Source organism: Streptococcus sp. 27098_8_186, assembly GCF_041432055.1.
In the GTDB taxonomy this organism is placed as follows: Bacteria; Bacillota; Bacilli; order Lactobacillales; family Streptococcaceae; genus Streptococcus; species Streptococcus dentalis.
The window spans coordinates 256,036-275,102 of sequence record NZ_JAPVYV010000001.1; the positions used below are offsets into that span (position 1 = coordinate 256,036).

14 protein-coding genes are annotated in these 19,067 nt (G+C 46.0%); 2 read left to right on the top strand and 12 right to left on the bottom strand.

From position 1 onward, the window contains the following. The 6 genes from O3602_RS01265 to miaA are packed head-to-tail and all read right to left on the bottom strand — an operon-like array spanning position 1 to position 5,152. The gene (locus O3602_RS01265) at positions 1-711 is read right to left on the bottom strand and encodes a bifunctional 2-polyprenyl-6-hydroxyphenol methylase/3-demethylubiquinol 3-O-methyltransferase UbiG (protein WP_003011092.1); all 711 of its coding nucleotides are present in this window, start codon (positions 709-711) and stop codon (positions 1-3) included. A gap of 10 nt (positions 712-721) precedes the next feature. Beyond that, entirely contained in the window at positions 722-1,477 is a 756-nt protein-coding gene (locus O3602_RS01270) for an SDR family oxidoreductase (protein WP_003011411.1), read from the bottom strand. A gap of 1 nt (position 1,478) precedes the next feature. Continuing rightward, positions 1,479-2,408 carry a ribonuclease Z gene (gene rnz / locus O3602_RS01275; protein WP_003011107.1) on the bottom strand — a complete coding sequence of 310 codons (930 nt, stop codon included), beginning with the start codon at positions 2,406-2,408 and terminating at the stop codon, positions 1,479-1,481. Between the two features lie 3 nt (positions 2,409-2,411). Then, positions 2,412-3,041, bottom strand: a complete 630-nt coding sequence (locus O3602_RS01280; RefSeq protein ID WP_003011294.1) for a cystathionine beta-lyase — start codon at positions 3,039-3,041, stop codon at positions 2,412-2,414. Further along, positions 3,025-4,272, bottom strand: coding sequence for a GTPase HflX (gene hflX / locus O3602_RS01285; RefSeq protein ID WP_003010978.1), 1,248 nt, complete (start codon positions 4,270-4,272; stop codon positions 3,025-3,027). Before hflX ends, O3602_RS01280 begins: the two co-directional genes overlap by 17 nt. Further along, positions 4,265-5,152 (bottom strand): tRNA (adenosine(37)-N6)-dimethylallyltransferase MiaA, encoded by an 888-nt coding sequence (gene miaA / locus O3602_RS01290; protein ID WP_003011212.1) that lies wholly within the window; start codon positions 5,150-5,152, stop codon positions 4,265-4,267. The genes hflX and miaA overlap by 8 nt, the downstream gene beginning before the upstream one ends. Before the next feature lie 83 nt (positions 5,153-5,235). Here miaA and O3602_RS01295 point away from each other — a divergent pair, with 83 nt between their 5' ends. After that, the gene (locus O3602_RS01295; protein WP_003002781.1) at positions 5,236-5,406 is read left to right on the top strand and encodes a DUF3042 family protein; all 171 of its coding nucleotides are present in this window, start codon (positions 5,236-5,238) and stop codon (positions 5,404-5,406) included. Between the two features lie 358 nt (positions 5,407-5,764). On the opposite strand, the gene O3602_RS01300 is transcribed toward O3602_RS01295, so the two are convergent. The 3 genes from O3602_RS01300 to rexB are packed head-to-tail and all read right to left on the bottom strand — an operon-like array spanning position 5,765 to position 13,014. Continuing rightward, positions 5,765-6,082, bottom strand: coding sequence for a DUF4298 domain-containing protein (locus tag O3602_RS01300; RefSeq protein ID WP_003011216.1), 318 nt, complete (start codon positions 6,080-6,082; stop codon positions 5,765-5,767). 3 nt (positions 6,083-6,085) lie between these two features. Then, a complete protein-coding gene (gene addA, locus O3602_RS01305) occupies positions 6,086-9,751 on the bottom strand; it encodes a helicase-exonuclease AddAB subunit AddA (protein ID WP_371610990.1) in 3,666 nt (1,221 codons plus the stop codon). Continuing rightward, the gene (rexB, locus tag O3602_RS01310; RefSeq protein ID WP_003011148.1) at positions 9,748-13,014 is read right to left on the bottom strand and encodes an ATP-dependent nuclease subunit B; all 3,267 of its coding nucleotides are present in this window, start codon (positions 13,012-13,014) and stop codon (positions 9,748-9,750) included. Before rexB ends, addA begins: the two co-directional genes overlap by 4 nt. A 159-nt stretch (positions 13,015-13,173) precedes the next feature. Between rexB and O3602_RS01315 the strand changes: the two genes are divergently transcribed. Beyond that, positions 13,174-13,656: a glutathione peroxidase gene (locus O3602_RS01315; protein ID WP_371610991.1), complete on the top strand. Its 483-nt coding sequence runs from the start codon at positions 13,174-13,176 to the stop codon at positions 13,654-13,656. A 275-nt stretch (positions 13,657-13,931) separates the two neighbouring features. Here O3602_RS01315 and O3602_RS01320 read toward each other — a convergent pair whose 3' ends face one another. The 3 genes from O3602_RS01320 to O3602_RS01330 all read right to left on the bottom strand — a co-directional run bounded on the left by O3602_RS01320 (position 13,932) and on the right by O3602_RS01330 (position 19,066). Continuing rightward, positions 13,932-15,800 (bottom strand): ABC transporter ATP-binding protein, encoded by a 1,869-nt coding sequence (locus O3602_RS01320; RefSeq protein WP_061590967.1) that lies wholly within the window; start codon positions 15,798-15,800, stop codon positions 13,932-13,934. Then, on the bottom strand, positions 15,790-17,535 hold the full coding sequence (locus O3602_RS01325) for an ABC transporter ATP-binding protein (RefSeq protein ID WP_371610992.1): 1,746 nt from the start codon (positions 17,533-17,535) through the stop codon (positions 15,790-15,792). The genes O3602_RS01320 and O3602_RS01325 overlap by 11 nt, the downstream gene beginning before the upstream one ends. A gap of 385 nt (positions 17,536-17,920) precedes the next feature. Further along, positions 17,921-19,066, bottom strand: coding sequence for an FtsX-like permease family protein (locus O3602_RS01330; RefSeq protein WP_371610993.1), 1,146 nt, complete (start codon positions 19,064-19,066; stop codon positions 17,921-17,923). Position 19,067: the final 1 nt, after the last annotated feature.

Below are 19,067 nucleotides of genomic sequence, written 5' to 3' on the forward strand. Positions count from 1 at the left end.
TTAACTCCTTTTTAACCTATAGTGCTGGAAGAAGGCGATATCCCGATAAGGGGACTCTTGGCAAACGGCCAGCTCCATCTCAAGCATAGACTCTCGCCAGCTTTCTTGGCCCTTGAAGCGATTGTCCTGTAAGGCATAAAAGACTCGAATTCCTTGGTAGTCCTGAACTTCAAGGGCTAGATCTTCAACAGCTAGATCGAGATCATAGGCCTGAGCCAAGCCCATGGAGTGGGTTTCCAGATCTTGGCCTGCTAGCAAATCGAGAGCCTTCTGAGTATCATTTTCAAAAACGACGGTCTGCAGGACGCGGCCAACCTCATTGTGCTTGACGATAGAGAGCAGGCCACCTGGTTTCAAGAGACGGGTGAATTCCTTGAGAACCACCTTGCGATCTTCTACATACTCCAAGACATTGTGGCAGAGGATGATATCAAAACTGGCCTCTTCAAAGCTCTTTATTTGGTCCAGACTCCCAACGAGTTGCTGGTAGGGATGGTCCTGAGCCCGCAAAGCCACCATTTCCTCATTAGGTTCCACAGCAAGGACCTCATTGTCTTTCGCTAGGTGGTTGGCCACCAGTCCAAAGCCACTGCCAAAATCAAGCACTCGCTTCCCCTTGATGTCCTGTAATTGTTCGAAAAGGATATCATAATAGATCTGTCCCCAGGGTTGCCGGAGGTTCTCTAAATAAGCTTGAATATTGGCTGCCATCTATCTCCTCCTATTTGAAATTGAACATCTTACTGGCTAGCTTGTCCGAGATACGTGGGAAAAGGGTATAGAGCTTGTGGGTCAGGTTCAAAAGCCAAGGAAGATTGAGCTCGCGTTTTGCTTTTCCAAAGTTCTTCACGATCTTCTTGGCTACAAAGTCAGGTTCCAAAATATAGCGATCCACAGCTTTGACATAGCTTCCGTCTGGGTCTGCCTGATCAAAGAAAGTGGTCCGAATGGGGCCTGGATTGACCGTCGTCACATGGACACCAAAGGGCATCAGTTCTAGCCGCAGGGCATTGGAGAAGCCAATGGCTGCAAACTTAGTGGCCGAATAAAGGCTGGATTTGGCTGTTGCAACGAGCCCCGCCATGCTGACGATGTTGACAATGTGCCCCTTACCCGCTTCCTTCATGTGCGCACCCATCAAGCGTGAAAACTGCATGAGGGCAAAGGTATTGACCTCAAACATCTCCTGCACCTGCTGGTCAGAAATACGATCAAAGGCCTCAAATATGCCATAGCCTGCATTATTGACCAAGATATCGATCTGTCCATAGCGCTGATAGAGCTCTTCTACCAAATATTGGACGGCTGAGGAATCCGTGATATCGATCCCGATGCATTCAGCTTGAAGATGACTGGCATAGAGCTTTTCCAGTTTTTCTTGATTTCTGCCTAGGAGAATCAGCCGGTCTTCAGGGAGGAGCTTGACCATTTCTTGGGCCAAACCTCCACTTGCTCCTGTTATGAGAATGGTTCGCATCTTAGATCTCCACTTCTTCCAAATCTTTGACCACATAGACATTTTCAAAAATGCTAGATGCATCCTTGCGCAATTGGCTGATGTCTTTTGATAAGAAGCGAGCACTGATGTGGTTGAGAAGAAGGCGCTTGGCTCCAGCTTCACGCGCTACTTCTGCCGCCTGCATATTGGTCGAGTGGCCGTGTTTCTTAGCAATCTTCTCATCGCCCTTGCCATAGGTGGACTCATGGACCAAGACATCCGCATTGACTCCAAGGCGGACGCTGGCATCCGTCTTTCTGGTATCTCCAAGGATCGTGATAATCTTACCAGGCCGAGGGGCTGAAATATAATCCGCTGCAATGATCTTAGTGCCATCTTCCAGGGTGACATCTTGTCCATTTTTGACCTGACCAAAGAGTGGACCAAAAGGAACCCCTGCTGCCTTGAGTTTGTCTGCATCGAGCGTCCCTTCAAGGTCCTTCTGCATGATCCGGTAACCCACACAGAAAATGGTGTGGTCCAAAGCTTCCGCATAAACTGTGAATTTATCAGTTTCTAAAATCTTGCCCAGAGAATGTTCATCGAATTCATGAAAATGGATGCGGTAAGGCAGGCGAGAGCCTGATACGCGAAGACTAGTCATCACAAAGGATTTGATCCCTACTGGTCCATATATATCCAGATCTGTCTGCTCTTCATTGGCCTGAAAGGCCCGACTAGATAGGAAACCTGGCAAACCAAAAATATGGTCTCCGTGTAGGTGAGTAATAAAGATCTTGCTAACCTTTCGTGGACGAATGGTCGTTTCTAAAATTTGATTCTGTGTCGCTTCACCACAATCAAAGAGCCAGACTTCATTGATCTCATCTAGCAATTTGAGCGCCAAGCTCGATACATTTCGGGCTTTTGAGGGTTGCCCAGCTCCCGTTCCTAAAAATTGAATGTCCATTGTCTACTTTCTATCTATATAAATCATGGCCGTCCGGTTCTCTGAACGGAAAGAAAGGTTGCCTGGGTAGGCTTGTGCTAGCTCAAGAAGCTCCTCTTGGTTATATCCTGACAGTTTCAAGCGTCCATCTTCCAAGCTCATCAAGTCAGTCAAGGCTGAGAGGGCTTCTATTTTAGTGACCACTTCTGGGCCGGCATCTTGCAAGCAGATCTTACCATCTTTTTCAAAGACCAAACAATGTGGAAAGATCTCTGCGACTTCAAATAAAATGGCAGGAGTGATATCTTCTGCTGGATGTTCAGCAAAGACACAGGTTAGCACTTCATTTACGTAAGCCAAGCCATAAGACTTCCCTGATAAATTGAGGCGGATAAAGGGCTTTCGTTCATCAAAGCTTTGCTGATCTGTGAATAAGTCAAATACCCGACTCAAGTCCAAGAAATAATCCATGGCCTCCTTGGGACTCTTCTTTTGGTAGAGCTCAGCGAAATAGGCGTTGATCACACTTGGCGGAGGCGTAATCACACGGAGACGCAATTCCTCAGGGATCGTGCTTAAAAGATTGGTCAGATAGACCCGATCGAGGCTGGTATAGCCTCCATATTTTATTGCTAAATCAACGTAATCCGTCATAAAATTCTTCCAACTTCCACTTATTTTTCTCTGCGATATAGCCTTGAATGACCTCGACATCCTCTTCAAATTCACGTTTGTCAATGATCGCGACCGTCTCTAGATCATGTGTCCGATAAGATTTTGAAAAAGGAATGCGAATGGTGAAGGGAACAAAGAGTTCTCTCAGTTTTTCTAGAAGCAAAGCCTGAAGGTCCTCTCGAGCTGTCTCAGAGCGTGCTGAAATCAAGCTAAAAGGTGTCTGGGTTGGTGTAAAGTCTGCTACCTTATCTGCTTTGTTGTAAAGCGTCAAGCGAGGGATCTCCAGCATATCCAGGTCCTTCATGATCGAAAGTACCGTCTTTTCATGCTCTTCATGATTGGGATCAGACGCATCGATGACATGGACCAGGAGGTCCACATTCTTACTTTCTTCCAAGGTCGACTTAAAGCTCGATACCAGCTCTGTTGGTAGATCTTGGATAAAGCCAACCGTATCGGTCAGCGTCACTTGCAGATTGCCTGTTAGATGGATGCTCTTGGTTGTGGCATCCAAGGTCGCAAAGAGTTCGTCTGCTTCATACTGGCTCTTACTGGTCAACTGATTCATAATGGTCGACTTTCCTGCATTGGTATAGCCGATCAAACCAATCTTGAAGACAGGTGATTCCAAGCGCTTTTCACGAAGGGTTTCCCTGTTCTTTTCAACTGCTTTGAGCTGGCGCTCGATATCGGTAATTTGATTGCGAACGCTCCGGCGGTTCAACTCCAGCTGACTTTCCCCTGGACCACGAGAACCAATTCCCCCAGCCTGACGGCTAAGCATGATCCCTTGACCGACAAGGCGTGGCAAAAGGTATTTGAGCTGGGCCAAGTGCACCTGCAACTTCCCTTCATGACTCCTAGCCCGCATGGCAAAGATATCTAAAATCAACTGCATCCGGTCAATGACCTTGACCCCAAGGATTTCTTCTAAGTTGACATTTTGACGGGGGGTCAGGCGATTATTGACCACTACGGTCGTAATCTCATCTGCTTCGACCATTTGCGCGATTTCTTCTAGTTTTCCTGAGCCGACAAAGGTCTTGGTATCGTATTTTTCCCGCTTTTGTGTATAGGAACCCCGGACATCTCCACCAGCTGTTTTAGCCAGGCTCGCCAACTCCTCCATAGACATGTCAAAATTGTCCATGCCTTGAAGTTCCACACCAATCAAAAGGATGCGTTCTTGTTTCTTTTCTGTTTCAATCATGTTGCAAAAACTCCTTTACATCTGCAAGAACCTGCTCCTTGAAGTGAGGTGCAGAAATGGCGTAAAAGGTCACTTCCATTCGATTTCGAAACCAAGTCAACTGCCGTTTGGCAAACCGCCGCGTATTGCGCTTGAGGATCTCACTGGCTTCCTCAAGGCTCTGCTCTCCCTTAAAGTAAGGAAAGAGTTCCTTGTACCCAATGCCTTTAGCTGCCTGAACCTCCGGATGGTCATCATAGAGCCAACGGGCTTCATCCAGCAAGCCTTCCTCTAGCATGCGATCTACTCGGCGATTGATGCGCTCATAGATCAAGGACCGTTCATCATCTAGACAGATGAGATAGGGTTCATAATCGGTCTCTTCGTTTGCAAGGTCCTGCCCAAAATGCGCAATTTCAAGAGCCCGCATGGCCCGACGGCGATTGAGCTGAGGAATCACAAGTCCTTGCTCCGCCACTCTTTGGTACAAGTCTTCGTCCGACAACAAGTCCAATTGAGCGCGATAGGCCAGAATCTCTTCATGAGGAACTTCACCACCTAAATGATAACCTTCGAGCAAACTTTGGATGTAAAGACCCGTCCCACCTGCAATGATAGGAAGCTTTCCTCGAGCTGTGATATCTTCAATGGCAGTCTTGGCTTCTCTCACAAAATCAAAAGCCGAGTAAGACTCGGTCACCTCCCGCACATCGATCAAATGATGGGGAGCTGCAGCTTGCTCTTCTGGTGTCGCCTTGGCTGTTCCAATATCTAGCTTGCGATAGACTTGCTGGCTATCGCCACTGATAATTTCACCATTGAGGGCTTGCGCCAAATCGATCGCAAGAGCTGTCTTTCCAACAGCAGTCGGTCCCACAATCACAATTATCTTGGTTTTCATCGTTTTTCCTTGCAAAATTCACGTTTTTTCGTTACCATATATTATAACATAAATATTTAAAGTTCAGAAAAGGAGAAATTCTCATGGCTAAAGGATTTGGTAAAGGTTTTGTTACTGGTGTTGCTGGTACAGTTGCTGCTGTCGCAGGTGCAGTTTACACATTCAAGAAAAAAGTAATCGAACCAGAAGAACAAAAAGCAGCTTTCATCGAAGAAAACCGCAAAAAAGCAGCACGTCGCCGTGTCTCACACTAATCATTCAAAAAGCTCCGGGCAACCGGAGCTTTTTTTGCTGAAGCAAAAGTCCATTTTGGAAAATTTTCTTTTACTGGTAGGGTTTGACACGATATGCTAACACAAGTAATGCTAAAAAAATTAGAATGATATATATTATGTTTGATTCAAACATATACTGAAACTTTCCGCCGTGAGAAAAGTGCTAGAAACACTTTTGTTTCTAGCACTCGGGAGTTTTGAAACTTTAGGTTCAAAACTAAGTCATGGAACTTCTTCGAAGTTCGCTGACGTCCGTACTCACCTAAGGAAAGTTTCTATGATGACGTTAGTCTTCAATCTAAAAGCTCCGGTTTCCCGGAGCTTTTAGATTGAAATTTCACCGTTCTTTGATCATCTTCGTTGCGATCTCCAAGAGTTCCACTCCCATCTGAAAATGCTCGTCTAACAAATCATAAACAGCATCTTCGGACAAGACACCACAAGGAAGATCTGCTGGAAAGTCAGCTTGATTGGATAGGTCCAAGTCATCAAAATAGGTCTGACTACTATAATAATCGCGCAGTTGGATATAGCTTTCTTGATGCTCTTTTAGCTGTTCCACTGCTTTTTTGGTTTCTTCCAAAGTCTTGGCATAGTCATTCAAATAACCTTCCATTCTTTGGATCCGTTCGATGTTTTCCTGTGCAATTGCCATGATTTACTCCACTTTCACCACTTCTAGATGGGGGCCACCTAGAAGCACGAGATATTTTTCTACTTGCTTTTTGCCATAAGAACGACGAAGAGCTTCTGCATAGAGATCGAGCTGATCCCGGTAGCGTTCGACCAATTGGCTAGGAACCTTGTAGTGATCCGTCTTATAATCAAAGAGCAAGATCCGGTCTTCTAGCACCAAGTAACCATCCAAGATCCCCCGCACGACAAAGTCCTCACCACTAGCTGGATCTTTCTTCAGCATGGCAAAGGGAGCTTCGCGACGGACTCGAGAGGCTTCTTTTTGAAGCAAGGTCCCCAAAGGCGTCTCATAGAAAGCAAGGATGGCCTCTAGCTTGATACGGGCTTTGACCGCTGGCTCTGCTTGAACTTGCTCCAAGGATTGACGCAGTGTATCTAGCGTGATTTCTTCTTCAAGAGGCACGCGCTGCATGAGTTCATGGACAGCACTACCGACCTGGGCTCCTGTCACGGCTTTTTCTTGACCAAAAGTTGGCAGCTCAAACTCAGGCGTCACAGTCTTTGCATCCATAATCTGGACGCCATTGGCATCCATGACCGGCTCGTAGAATTTCTTGATCTGACTAGGAGTACGGACACTTGGTAAATGAATGGCCGGAGCATAGAGCTGATTGAGCCGATCAACATTTTCCAAGATATCCAAGGCCCGACGAATATCCTCTGACTGACGGATATCCTTGAGCTGATCAAGCCGGGAATCCTTCTCCTTCTCTAGTGGTTCCAGCTGATCTGGTGTCAGGTCTTCGTCTGTCACAAAACGTGTGTCATAAGCCAGGGTATTCTTGGTAAACACATCTTGAATGGCAAAAAGCCAGTCCTGATAAGAGGTCCATTCTTTTCGTTTTCCCGGATCCAATTTGCCATTGCGACTAGTTCCCCAATCGGTATCACGCAGTTTGTCCTCACGGCCTTTTCCGACCAGGTAGAGCTTGAGCTCAGCCCGTGTCATGGCGACATAAAGAAGACGCATCTGCTCAGAAATTGTGGCCAATTTTGTTTCTTCCACATTGCGTTGGTAGCAAGGCGTTTCGATCTGCAGGCGAATGGATTCTGGAGCAGCAGGATTCTCTGTCTCAACCGGCAGGTTCGCAACATATTTAAAGCCAAGCCCTTTTTGACGACTGAGAATAATTGGTCCCGATTGATCCTTACGGTTAAAAGCCTTGTCCATATTGAGGATAAAGACATACTTGAATTCCAGCCCCTTACTCTTATGGACGGTCATGAGCTGGACGGCATCTTTTGGTGCTGCAAGAGGGACGCTGGCCAAATCGTGTTCATTTTCGATCACCTTGTCGATCATGGCAATGAAGCGCGACAAGCCCTTAAAGCTGGCTTTTTCATAATCATTGGCCCGAAGCGTCAAAGCGTAGAGATTGGCCTGGCGCTGGGCCCCATTTGGAAGGGCGCCGACATAGTCATAGTAATAGCGATCCTCATAGATTTTCCAAAGCAAATCATAGAGCGAATGGGTCTTGGCAGCAACCCGCCAAGTAGATAAAACCTTGAGGAAGTTCTCGATTTTAGCTAGGAGCTTGGCATCAATCAGATTTGCATGCTCTGCAGTCTTTTCAAGGGCTAACTGGGCCTTGTGGTAGAAGGCCACTTGCTTTTGCTCTGGAAGGGTCTGCAAGGAAATCCGTGCCAGCTCATCTTCATCAAAGTCAAACATGGGGGATTTCATAAGTGCTACTAAGGGATAATCATGCAAGGGATTGTTAATGGTCCGCAAGGTATCCAACATGACCATCACTTCCAGTGACTCAAGATAATGCGCCTGTCCGCTATCTGCCACAATCGGAATATGGTATTGGTCAAAAGCTTCCAGAATCGCATCATTTCGCGTTCGAGTCGCCGTTAAGAGCGTGATCTCTTTAAAGGGCACTTTTTCCACCCGATGGAGGCGTAAAATTTCTTTGATCACTAGGAGAATTTCTCCCTTGGAAAACGTCTCGAGTCCAGAAGCAGCTTCCTCGTCTTCGGCCTTTTCTTCCTGGTCTTGGCTGCCATCATAGAGCAAAAATTCTGCCCGATGTTGTGGCAAGGCCATCCGCTGCTTGTCGCTTCCTGCAACCAGATAATGGGTTTGATTGTAGTCAATCTCGCCCACCTCTTCGTCCATCAAATGACGAAAGACATCATTGGTCGCGTCCAATACCTCCACATGACTCCGGAAATTCTCCTTGAGGAGGATCAACCGCCCTTTCGCCCCTTCTTCTTGGTAGGCTTTAAATTTATCATTGAAAATCTGTGGATCTGCCTGACGGAAGCGATAAATGGATTGCTTGATATCCCCCACCATGAAGCGATTGTGGCCATTTGACAGCAAGTCCAACATCCGTTCTTGGGTGTGGTTGGTATCCTGGTACTCATCGACCATGACCTCATGATAACGCTCTTGAAAGGCTTGCCTCACCTCTGGGAATTGCTCTAAAATTTGAATCGCAAAATGACTAATATCCCCAAATTCATAAGCTTTTTCTTGGATTTTTCGCTCCAGATAAGCGCGAGCAAAGTCTCTGATAAAGTCCCGGAGCAAGGAGAGCATGGGGCCTTCTTCTTGGTGGAAGGTTTGTTGAAATTCCAGCTGATAGAGCTGATTTCCCAAGTCTCTGAGGCGATTGATATGTATGGTTTTATCCTGGTTATAGGCCGTAACTAGGTCTTTCAGCTCTTCTTTTCGGGCTCTATTGGTCAAGGCTCCCCCATTTGAAGCCCGGCTAATCGCCACGACTGCCTTTAGGACAGAGGTCAGTTGTTCTTTATTGGTGCGACCTGTCAGGCTTCCAATCTGATCGAGCACCTCTTCTACAGCTTCCAAATATTTGGCCTTGCCAAATGCTTGGCCTTCATTGGACAAATGAAAGGCAAAAAAGCTTTCTGCCTCATAGAGGGCCTGCTGGATGCTCTCCATCAGATCGCCTTCCACCTGGTCAAAATCGGTCTCCTCATAGCCTTTTAGGAAATGCTCCTCCAGCCATTTTTCCGGATCACTGGTCGACTGAAGAAAGTCATAGATCTGGTAGACCTGTTCTTTAAACAAGGTCAAATTTTTGCGCTGGCCGGTGAAATTCTTGACCATCTGGACAAAGGCTTCTTGGTTTTCTCCTTGGTAATAGCGGTCAAAAACAGCCTGAAAGACTTCATTTTGTAGGAGGCGTTGCTCACTGGCATTTTGTAAAATGCGAAACTGAGGCGCCAACCCAAGCAAATAGCCATAGCGCGTTAGGACCTTTTGGGTAAAAGAGTCCATGGTTCCGATATCGCTGGTGGCGACATCTGCGATTTGACGGGCCAGGTGTTGCTTGAGCTCTGGGTCATCGCTCGCTTGCAGGGCTTTTCCAAGTTCACTTTCCAAACGCTCCTTGAGCTCCCCTGCTGCCTTGACCGTAAAGGTCGAGATAAAGAGTTCCTTAATCGAAATGCCACGCTGGATCTGATCCAGTATCCGCTGCACCATGACAAAGGTCTTTCCTGATCCAGCAGAGGCTGACACCAGGATATTGGTCCCCGAACTATAGATGGCATCGATCTGTTCTGGTGTCCGCTTTTGCTCTTTGGTAGAAGCTGCCTCTTGGGCCTGAAGGGCCTTGATTTCTTCTCTTGTCAAAAATGCTTGTTTGATCATTTGTTCAAGACCTCCTTCATCTTCTCGATCCAAGCGGCTTTCACCTTTTCACCGCGTATTCCTTTTTGATCTAGTTTGGTCAAGAACCGTGCCTGACCTAGGTGACGATCCGCTTCAAAGCCTGTGATGGATTTAAACTGCTCCACGAATGGTGCGATATTGCGCCCATTTTCACTATAGGGATTGATGGCAAATTGTCCCTTGAGGATCCCTTCTGCTGCTGTTTTATAGAGATAAGCGTTGTACAAGAGGAGCAAGTCCAGTTCCTCCTTACTCAGCATCATAGCCTTGTTTTTATCATAGGCCTCGCCCAGATAAGGCGCCTGATCTTCCATAAAGAGCCCCTTGTACTGTTGACTTTTCATGGTTTGATTGATGGCATCCTCTACTGTCTTGGTCTTTTTCAGATCCACTACAGGATCTCCCATTTCCAAATACATGGCTCCGAATATCCCTTGCTCTTCTTGGTACTCCTTCAAATCCTGAATCGCAGAAAGATAGGTCGGCAATTGAGAATTTAGTCCATTAAAGAACTTGTCATAGTGGAACTGCGTCAGACTGGACTTGTAGTCCACGACTCCGAGGGCTCCCCGATCCCTCAATTGATCAATACGGTCCACCTTGCCTCGTAGCTGCAGGAGACGGCCATCGGACAATGGATAAGAGGTGTGGGTGCTTCCACCAAAGAGGGTCTCCTCACCGATGGTCTCGATGCCATTTTGCTGGGCGAGGACACGCCCCGCTGTTTTCGCGGTATCAAGAAGCAAGTTGCGAATAAACTCGGTCTCTCCACTTTCTCCATACAATTGCTGGAACTCTGCTTCTTGGCTGGTTTCTCGAATCGCCTCGTTTAAACGCCGATCAAACGCTTGATCGGAGCTATCTTTTAAGACTCGTTCAAAGATCCGGTGCAGAAAATTCCCATGACTGCGGGCGTCTGGCCGGATGGTTTCGTCTTCTTGTAAGCCCAAGACATAGCGCAGATAAAAAGCATACTGGTGCTTGTAGTATTCATTCAAGGCAGAAGCAGATAAGGTCAAGGCTTTGCCCTCAGGGTAGAGCGCTTGAAGCGTATCCGACTGAAGCTGACGGCTCTTTAATTCCGTTGAAATCTGAGGAATCTGAATGCCTTCAGCGGCTAATTTCTTGCGCAAGACCCGTACGGCCACACCCCAAAAGCTGGCTTCTTCAGGAGACAACTCACTCGTGATCTCCTCTTGATGGAGTTCGATCACGCGCGCTAAAAGGGATCGGTAGGTCCCAATGTCATCACTCGAAGCTTGTGCTTGTTTGGTTGTCCACTCGATGGCAATAGGTTCCTTGGCCAATTCTACAAGGTAAGGAGAGACACTATCTTCCATTTCATTGACTAAGCTAGGAGCCGATAAGACCAGTTGGCTGGTCGCCGCATTGAGGAGTGAAACTGCCACAAAGCGATTTTTCTTAAGATTTTCGCTGGTCACCACCTGGAGCTCTGCTCCTTCTTGGGTGGCCTCATTGAGCTGCTGGCGCTCTTCTTCACTGAGTAGAGAGGTGTTCTGAGCAATCTTTGGAAAACGCTCCTGGGTCAGCCCGATCGCGTAGACATAAGGCGCTGTCAAGGGTTCAATCAAGTCATAGGACTGAACCGTCACCACATCGACCGTAGCAGGAACTGTCCGGTATTGAGACAATTGCATCCCCGATAAAAGGAGGGCCAAAAAGTCATCCACGGTCAGCTCTTGGTCCTCAAAGACCAGGTTCAACTCCTCTAAGACATGGAGAAAGGCCTTCCAGACCTGGTCATAGCGCTCCTGCTCCTCCAAGGCTAGATCCTTGATCAAAGCTTGTAGATTCTGAGAAAGTTGAGCCTCTTGCAGAAACTCTGTAAAGGCGGTTAAGAGATGGGTCACCTTTTGTTTGCGCTGTGAAAAGAAGAGGGCTAGAGGTTCTACGACGCGTTCTCGGAGAGTATTGAGCTCTTCCAAATTAAACTTGCCCTGACGATTGCTGGTAAAAGGCTTGTAAAATTTTGTAGCACCCTTTACTTCCGCAAAGCGAAGGTATTGCTCAAAAGCATCGACTTCTTCTTGCGTCAGATCACTATACAGACCCGTTTTTAACAAGTTGATGACGTCTTCCGTCTGGTAATTGAACTGCTTGATCCGCCCTAGCGATTCAATGACCTGAATCAAGGGATGGTGGACCATGGCTTCACTTCGTCCTAAGTAAAAGGGAATTTGATACTGGTCAAAAATGGTCTTGAGTTGCAGTTGATAAGCTTCCACATCGCCTAACAAGACCCGAATATCCCGATAGCGAGCCCCATCGTGAAGATGCTGACGGATGGATTTGGCGACAAATTCCAACTCTTCTTTTTGTGTATTGGTCTGCCAGAGTTGAACCGCTGTTCGGTCTTGGTCCTCCAGCTCATTTTCCACTTGTGAAAAATCGTAGCGCGCTTCTAGCATGCGGCTAATGCGACTAAAGGAATCTTCGATCGCTTGCCCACAATACTGAGGCTGTACCTCAAATGTCTTTGCCAACTGAAGGAGAAAGTCAACACTGGCCTGGTAAAGATTTCCCTCTCTAAAGCTTGCTCGATAAGCTTTTTCACTGGCATAGACCCCGATGACAATCTCCACTCCTTTTCGATGAAGGAGACTAATCAAGGCCTCTTCTTCCGCAGAAAAACGCGTGAAGCCATCGACAACGATCGCCACATCCTTTAATTGCTCTTCCAGCTGCCCTTCTTCGACCTGATTGAGGAAAAAGGCCATCTTGGACTGGGATTCATACTGGTGCTTGACCAGAATCTCAGAGACCGCTTCAAAAATCGCCAAGAGGTCCTCTCTTTTTTCAGCTTCCTCGAGCAATTCCAAATCTGTAAAATCCATCTGGGCCGTCTGCAATTCATGATAGAGCTGGACCAGTTGCTGGATAAACTGAGGATCCTTACGCAGGGCCCCGTAAACTTTGAGATCCTGCTCTTTCATGTGGGAAAGAGCTTTAAAAAATAACATGCCGAGACCGATATCATCCAAGGGTTGCTCCTCAAAAACCTGATTCAGGATGAAATAACGAGCCATTTGGGCAAAGCGCGTGACGGTAATGGCAAAAGAAGCCTGACCTTCTAAATAGGACAAGACCTTGGCTTCTTTTTCAAAGGAAAGAGAGTTGGGCGCAATGTAAAACACACGCTTGCCCTGTTCTACTATCCCTACGGCTTCTTGTGTCAGGACCTGGGTCAAGGGGGTCCGAACATCCGTATAGAGTAATTTCATCCGATCCGTTCTCCTTTTGGCATTTTCTTGAGAGCTTGTTATCTTCTTATTATATCATTTTCACAGGAGGGACTAAAGCAAGAAGTCATGCTCCTCTTGGCCCAATTTTAGGAGATTTGTGCTACAATAAAAGTTGAAGAGACAGAAAGGATACCACCTATGAGCAGCATTTATGATTTTTCTTTAGAAAACCAGAATGGGGAGGAGATTCCCCTTTCTCACTACCAAGGTAAGGTTCTCATTGTGGTCAATACAGCAACAGGCTGTGGCTTGACCCCGCAATACCAAGGACTGCAAGATCTCTACCTGCGCTACCAGGAAAAGGGGCTGGAAATCCTAGACATTCCCTGTAACCAATTCATGGGGCAGGCACCAGGAACTGCAGAAGAAATCAATAGTTTCTGCAGCCTCAACTACCAGACCACCTTCCCACGATTCGCTAAAGCCAAGGTCAATGGTAAAGAAGCCCTTCCTCTCTATGACTGGCCCAAAAGTCAAGCAGCTGGGCCACTGGGCAAACGCATCGAATGGAACTTTGCAAAATTTGTCATCGACCGACAAGGCCAAGTCGCCCAACGCTTCTCCTCCAAAACAGAACCAGCTGCTATCGAAGACTTGATCCAAGAATTACTTGAGAAATAAGCAAAAAGCCTGAAAGTGTAGTCAGGATTTTTGATGAATGGCTATTTATTTTCGAGACTTTCCGCTGTGAGAAAAGTGCCTGAAACAATAACGTTTCAGGCACTCGGAATTATTGAGACCTTAGGCTCAATAATTAGTCATGGAACTTCCTGGATTGCTGAAATCATCCACTGGATAATTTCACCTAACGTCCGTACTCACCTAAGGAAAGTTTCTAAGAAGACATTATCCATAAGCCAAAAAAGCCTGAGCTAACGCTCAAGCTTTTTTTATTATTAATCAATTTCAAGTCCACCGGTGTAGAGGCGGTAATAGGTGCCACGTTCTGCCATCAAGGAAGCATGGTTGCCTCGCTCGATGATACGTCCGTGGTCCATTACCATAATCACATCGGAATTGACAATCGTCGATAGACGGTGGGCGATAACGAAGACAGTCCGGCCTTCCATCAAGCGGTCCATCCCTTCTTGCACCATCTTCTCTGTCCGTGAGTCAATCGAAGACGTCGCTTCATCCAAAATCAAGACAGGCGCATTGGCAAGGGCTGCACGGGCAATGGCGATCAATTGTCGTTGACCATTTGATAGGCCAGCCCCATCATCTGTCAAGACTGTCTCATAGCCCTGATCCAAGTGCTTGACAAAGGAATCCACATTGGCAATCCGAGCTGCTTCAAGGATTTCTTCCCGTGTTGCATCAGCACGGCCATAAGCGATGTTTTCCGCAATCGTACCAGTGAATAAGTGGGTATCTTGAAGAACGATTCCGAGAGAACGACGCAGAGAATCTTTCTCGATCAATTTAATATCGATTCCATCATAAGTAATCATTCCTGACTGGATGTCATAAAAGCGGTTGATCAAGTTGGTGATAGTTGTCTTTCCTGCACCAGTCGCTCCGACAAAGGCCACTTTTTGCCCCTTATCCGCGTACAAGTTGATACCATGAAGGATTTGTTTCTTCCCATCATAAGAGAAATCAACATCATCAAAGACCACATTTCCGACCATCTTCACAAGCTGGTAATCCCCATTTGGACGAGGGTGTTTCCAAGCCCATTTGTTGGTTTTCTGATCAGTTTCGACCATTTCTCCATCGACCAGTTCATAATTGACCAGCGTCACTTTTCCTTGGTCTACTTCTTCTTCTTCGTCTAAAAGATCAAAGACACGATCTCCACCAGCCAAGGCCATGAGGACAAAGTTCAATTGTTGAGAGACCTGGGCAATCGGACCTGTGAAGGAACGGTTCAATTGCAGAAAGGCCATAAGACCACCAATGGTTAAACCACCGACGCCGTTTAGCGCAAAGAGGCCCCCGATCAAGGCTGTTAGAACAAAGGAAACATTTCCCAAGTTCCCAAGAATCGGCATGAGGACATTGGCATAGCGGTTGGCTTGGTAGGAAGACTCAAAGAGTTGGTCATTGATCCGGTCAAAATCCTCAATGCTTTCTCTTTCATGCACAAAGGCCTTGACCACTTTTTGACCAGACATCATTTCTTCAATAAAGCCATTCTCAATCCCCAAGTTCTTTTGTTGGGCGCCAAAGTAACGACCTGACTTGCCAGAGACATCCTTGATGATAAAGACCATAACGATGACCATGAAAAGAACAATCAAGAACAAGAGCGGACTAACCGTCAGCATGGTAATCGTTACCCCAAGGATGGTAATCGCTGAGGATAAGAGTTGAGGAATGGATTGTTCAATCGCTTGGCGAAGAGCATCAATATCATTGGTATAGATAGACATGATGTCCCCGTGTTGGTGGGTATCAAAGTAACGAACTGGCAGTTTTTGCATGCGGGCAAACAACTGATTTCGAAGACTTCTAAGTGAGTCTTGTGAAACAGTCGCCATAATCAAGGTAAAGCCATAGTTGGCAAGGACCCCGATCAAACAGATCAAACCAACTCGTGTCAAGAAGGACAAGAGCGGTCCAAAATCATGGCTATTGCTTGTCAACATGGGCTCCACATAGACGTCAACCAAGGACTGAATCGAAGCTGTTACATTGACCGTCGCAAGTGACGATAGAATGATTAAGATAAAGGAAACAATCAAGGATACCTTGTAGTTTTTCCAAAGGAAGTCGAGCAGGCGAAGGATAGAGCCTAGATTTGCTTTTTTCTTAGTTTTCATCTGCTTCTCCTTTCCCTTGTGTTTGCATTTCATATACTTCTTGGTAGATGGCATTGGTCGCAAGCAATTCCTCGTGACGACCGATCGCATCAATTTGACCATCATTCATCACGATAATACGATCTGCATCTTGAATAGAGGAAATCCGTTGACCAATGATGATTTTGGTGGTCTCTTTCAAGCTGGTTGCCAATCCTTGACGGATCAAACTATCCGTCTTGGTATCGACCGCTGAAGTCGAATCATCCAAGATCAAGATCTTGGGATTCATGAGAAGGGCACGCGCGATACAAAGACGCTGGCGCTGACCACCTGAGACATTGGATCCCCCACGCTCAATCATGGTGTCATAACCCTCTTTGAAATCTTGAATAAATTCATCGGCTTGGGCGATCTTACAAGCTGCGATGATCTCTTCATCCGTCGCATCCTTATTTCCCCAGCGCATATTTTCTTTAATCGTACCAGAGAACAGGACATTGGTCTGAAGAACCATGGCCACTTGCTTACGAAGGGAATCAAGATCGTATTCTTTGACATCGTGGCCTGCTACTGTCACCCGACCAGACTCAACATCATAGAGACGAGGAATCAACTGAACCAAGCTTGATTTCCCTGATCCTGTTCCTCCCAAGATACCAATAACTTCCCCTGAACGAATGGAAAGATTAAACCCTTGTAAGACATGGGTCTTGTCGCCATTTTCATCGGTATAAGCAAAGGTCACATCCTCAAAGTTGATGGATCCATCAGCGACTTCTTTGATCCCATTTTCTGGAGAGTCAATCGTCGTTTTGGTCGTTAAGACTTCATTGATCCGCTCGACAGAAGCCATGGAAATCGACAACATGACAAAGATCATCATAAACATCATGAGCGACATGAGAATGGTCATGGTGTAACTAAACATAGAAGTCAAATTCCCAGTAGAGAGTTGACCACCAACGATCAGATGTGCCCCAATCCAAGAGATCAAAAGGAAAGAAGCATACATGGAAAGCATCATAGCTGGGCTACTCAAGACAACGACACGGATAGCCTTCATAAACATGTTATAAATCAAACGCGAAGCCTTCTTGAATTTAACGGTTTCATCTGCTTCCTTAACGTAGGACTTCACCACCCGCATATTGGTGATGTTTTCTTGAATGCTATTGTTGAGATTATCATAAGCTTCAAATACTTCTGTGAAGAGCGGATACACAATCTTCATGATGATGCTTAAGACAGCTGCCAAAAAGATGGTCACATAGACAAAGATCATGGCCATTTCCGGATTGATCAAGAAACAAGCAACAATGGCAAAGATCAAATTGAGCGGTGCCCGTACACAGATCCGGATCACCATTTGATAGGCATTTTGCACATTGGTTACGTCCGTCATCATCCGAGTGACTAACCCACCTGATGAGAACTGATCAATATTCTCAAATGAGAAGGTTTGAACCTTTTTGAAAATGGCCCGACGAAGGTTTTTGGCAAAACCAGCCGATGCATAGGCGCCATAACGGGCAGACTGCATCCCACAAAAGAGGGAGAGAAAGGCACAGACCAGCATGAGCCCACCGTAAAACAAAATATTGTTCATGTTTCTTTGTTGAACACCCTGGTCCAAAAGACTCGCCATGACAAAGGGAATCGAAATCTCAAACATGACTTCAAAGACCATGAACAAGGAAGCCAAAATCGAGGGCTTCTTGAATTCTTTGATCTCGGAAATTAAGGATCGAATCATTATTACCTCCAATGTTATTCATACTTTTTCCTGTGGTAGAAGCAAAGCTTCTTTCCACCGAAAATAGGTCAAAACACACAAAATTCCCTGAGGGAAAGACCCTAGGGATTACGCATTTTTTATAGTCTTCATTGTAACCTAAATTACAAAAAAATGCAAGATTTTTAGACAGTGTCATTTTTTCTGTTTATTCAGTGCAAAAGAGGCTGGGACAAAAGTCCTGGCCTCTCAATTGTCTTTAGATTGTCGAGCAAGACGCAGTAGTTGAGTGGGCTCTACTACGCTGATTTCATCAGCTTTTACAGCCCTACTCAACTGTGCGGAGGTGGGACGACGAAATCGAATTCTAACGAATTACCAATTTCTGTCCCACTCTCTTTTCTATTTATTCAGCTAAGAGCACTTCTTTAATCGTTTGTTTTTGGAGTTTTCTGTTGGATAGATAAAAGAGACTTTCGTAAACCACCGCAAAACCAAGCAAGGTCCAAAAGCACACATTCCCATCAAAGTGATGCTCAATCTTTTCAGGAACCGTATCTTTGATCACACCGATCAAGATTTCCATGATGCCATATTGATAAGCTGTCCCAAGAACAAATCCTAAATAAGCCCAGAAACGATAGGGAGCGAGAATATGACTTTGGCATTCACGATCGGTGTAGCCAAAAGCCTTCATAAGAGCCAAGGTTTCACGACTTTCTGAGACAACAATCCCCAATGACAAAAAGAGTATCGAGAAAGAAAGGATCAAGCCAATCATGATCATCATAGTTTGGATGATATCATCTGTGTAATCCCTGAGGCCAAAGGACAATTGAACCATGGCCGCAAAACACATGGAGCCAAAGACCACAAAAAACAAGATCGATTTTCTCCCCCATATCAGTGACGAGGATAGCTCTTTTAGGAAGTCTTTCTCTTTCTTAGGAGCCCTCTTTCTCCTTTGGACCTTGATCGGACTTGGAGATTTTTTCAATAAGCGAAGTGCCGGCGTTTGTAGTTGTCTTCTAGCATAGCCAATCGCGAGAACCATAAAGAAGGTCGTTGGTAGCATCACCAAAGCAAGCAAAAGCTGCCAGTGAAAGTGAATGGTAATTTCTGGCATGATTCCCTTCTCATTACGGAAGTCATAAAAATGTCCCATCATGAGAAATGAAGCGAAATAGCCAAGAAGCGCTCCAACTCCAAAACTGAGTCCAAAGGCCCAAAATCGTTTCGCCAACTGGCCATTGCTGTAGCCCAAAGCCTTTAAAATCCCTAATTGTTCCTTGTGGTCATCGACAAATTGTTTGATATAAAAACACATGAGAAGGACCGACATCAAGGACAAGACGACTCCACTGACCATGGCCACCATCCAGGAAAGCGAAACCTGGGCATCATAGTAGGTCTGAATCATGGGATTGATTTTCGAAATCTCCAACTGCTCGATATCTAGGTAAAAATTCAAGAAGAGATTAACCACAAAGACCGCACAAGCCCCAATGATACTGACGACAACTAATTTTCGAATATCTTTTACTGAAAACATA

Excerpts from the sequence above, each read along its gene's own strand:
- O3602_RS01295 (WP_003002781.1), top strand. The coding sequence starts at position 5,236 with ATGGCTAAAGGATTTGGTAAAGGTTTTGTTACTGGTGTTGCTGGTACA.
- O3602_RS01315 (WP_371610991.1), top strand. The coding sequence starts at position 13,174 with ATGAGCAGCATTTATGATTTTTCTTTAGAAAACCAGAATGGGGAGGAG.
- O3602_RS01300 (WP_003011216.1), bottom strand. The coding sequence starts at position 6,082 with ATGGCAATTGCACAGGAAAACATCGAACGGATCCAAAGAATGGAAGGT.
- rexB (WP_003011148.1), bottom strand. The coding sequence starts at position 13,014 with ATGAAATTACTCTATACGGATGTTCGGACCCCCTTGACCCAGGTCCTG.
- hflX (WP_003010978.1), bottom strand. The coding sequence starts at position 4,272 with ATGATTGAAACAGAAAAGAAACAAGAACGCATCCTTTTGATTGGTGTG.
- O3602_RS01270 (WP_003011411.1), bottom strand. The coding sequence starts at position 1,477 with ATGCGAACCATTCTCATAACAGGAGCAAGTGGAGGTTTGGCCCAAGAA.
- miaA (WP_003011212.1), bottom strand. The coding sequence starts at position 5,152 with ATGAAAACCAAGATAATTGTGATTGTGGGACCGACTGCTGTTGGAAAG.
- O3602_RS01265 (WP_003011092.1), bottom strand. The coding sequence starts at position 711 with ATGGCAGCCAATATTCAAGCTTATTTAGAGAACCTCCGGCAACCCTGG.
- addA (WP_371610990.1), bottom strand. The coding sequence starts at position 9,751 with ATGATCAAACAAGCATTTTTGACAAGAGAAGAAATCAAGGCCCTTCAG.
- rnz (WP_003011107.1), bottom strand. The coding sequence starts at position 2,408 with ATGGACATTCAATTTTTAGGAACGGGAGCTGGGCAACCCTCAAAAGCC.
- O3602_RS01320 (WP_061590967.1), bottom strand. The coding sequence starts at position 15,800 with ATGAAAACTAAGAAAAAAGCAAATCTAGGCTCTATCCTTCGCCTGCTC.
- O3602_RS01280 (WP_003011294.1), bottom strand. The coding sequence starts at position 3,041 with ATGACGGATTACGTTGATTTAGCAATAAAATATGGAGGCTATACCAGC.
- O3602_RS01325 (WP_371610992.1), bottom strand. The coding sequence starts at position 17,535 with ATGATTCGATCCTTAATTTCCGAGATCAAAGAATTCAAGAAGCCCTCG.
- O3602_RS01330 (WP_371610993.1), bottom strand. The coding sequence starts at position 19,066 with ATGTTTTCAGTAAAAGATATTCGAAAATTAGTTGTCGTCAGTATCATT.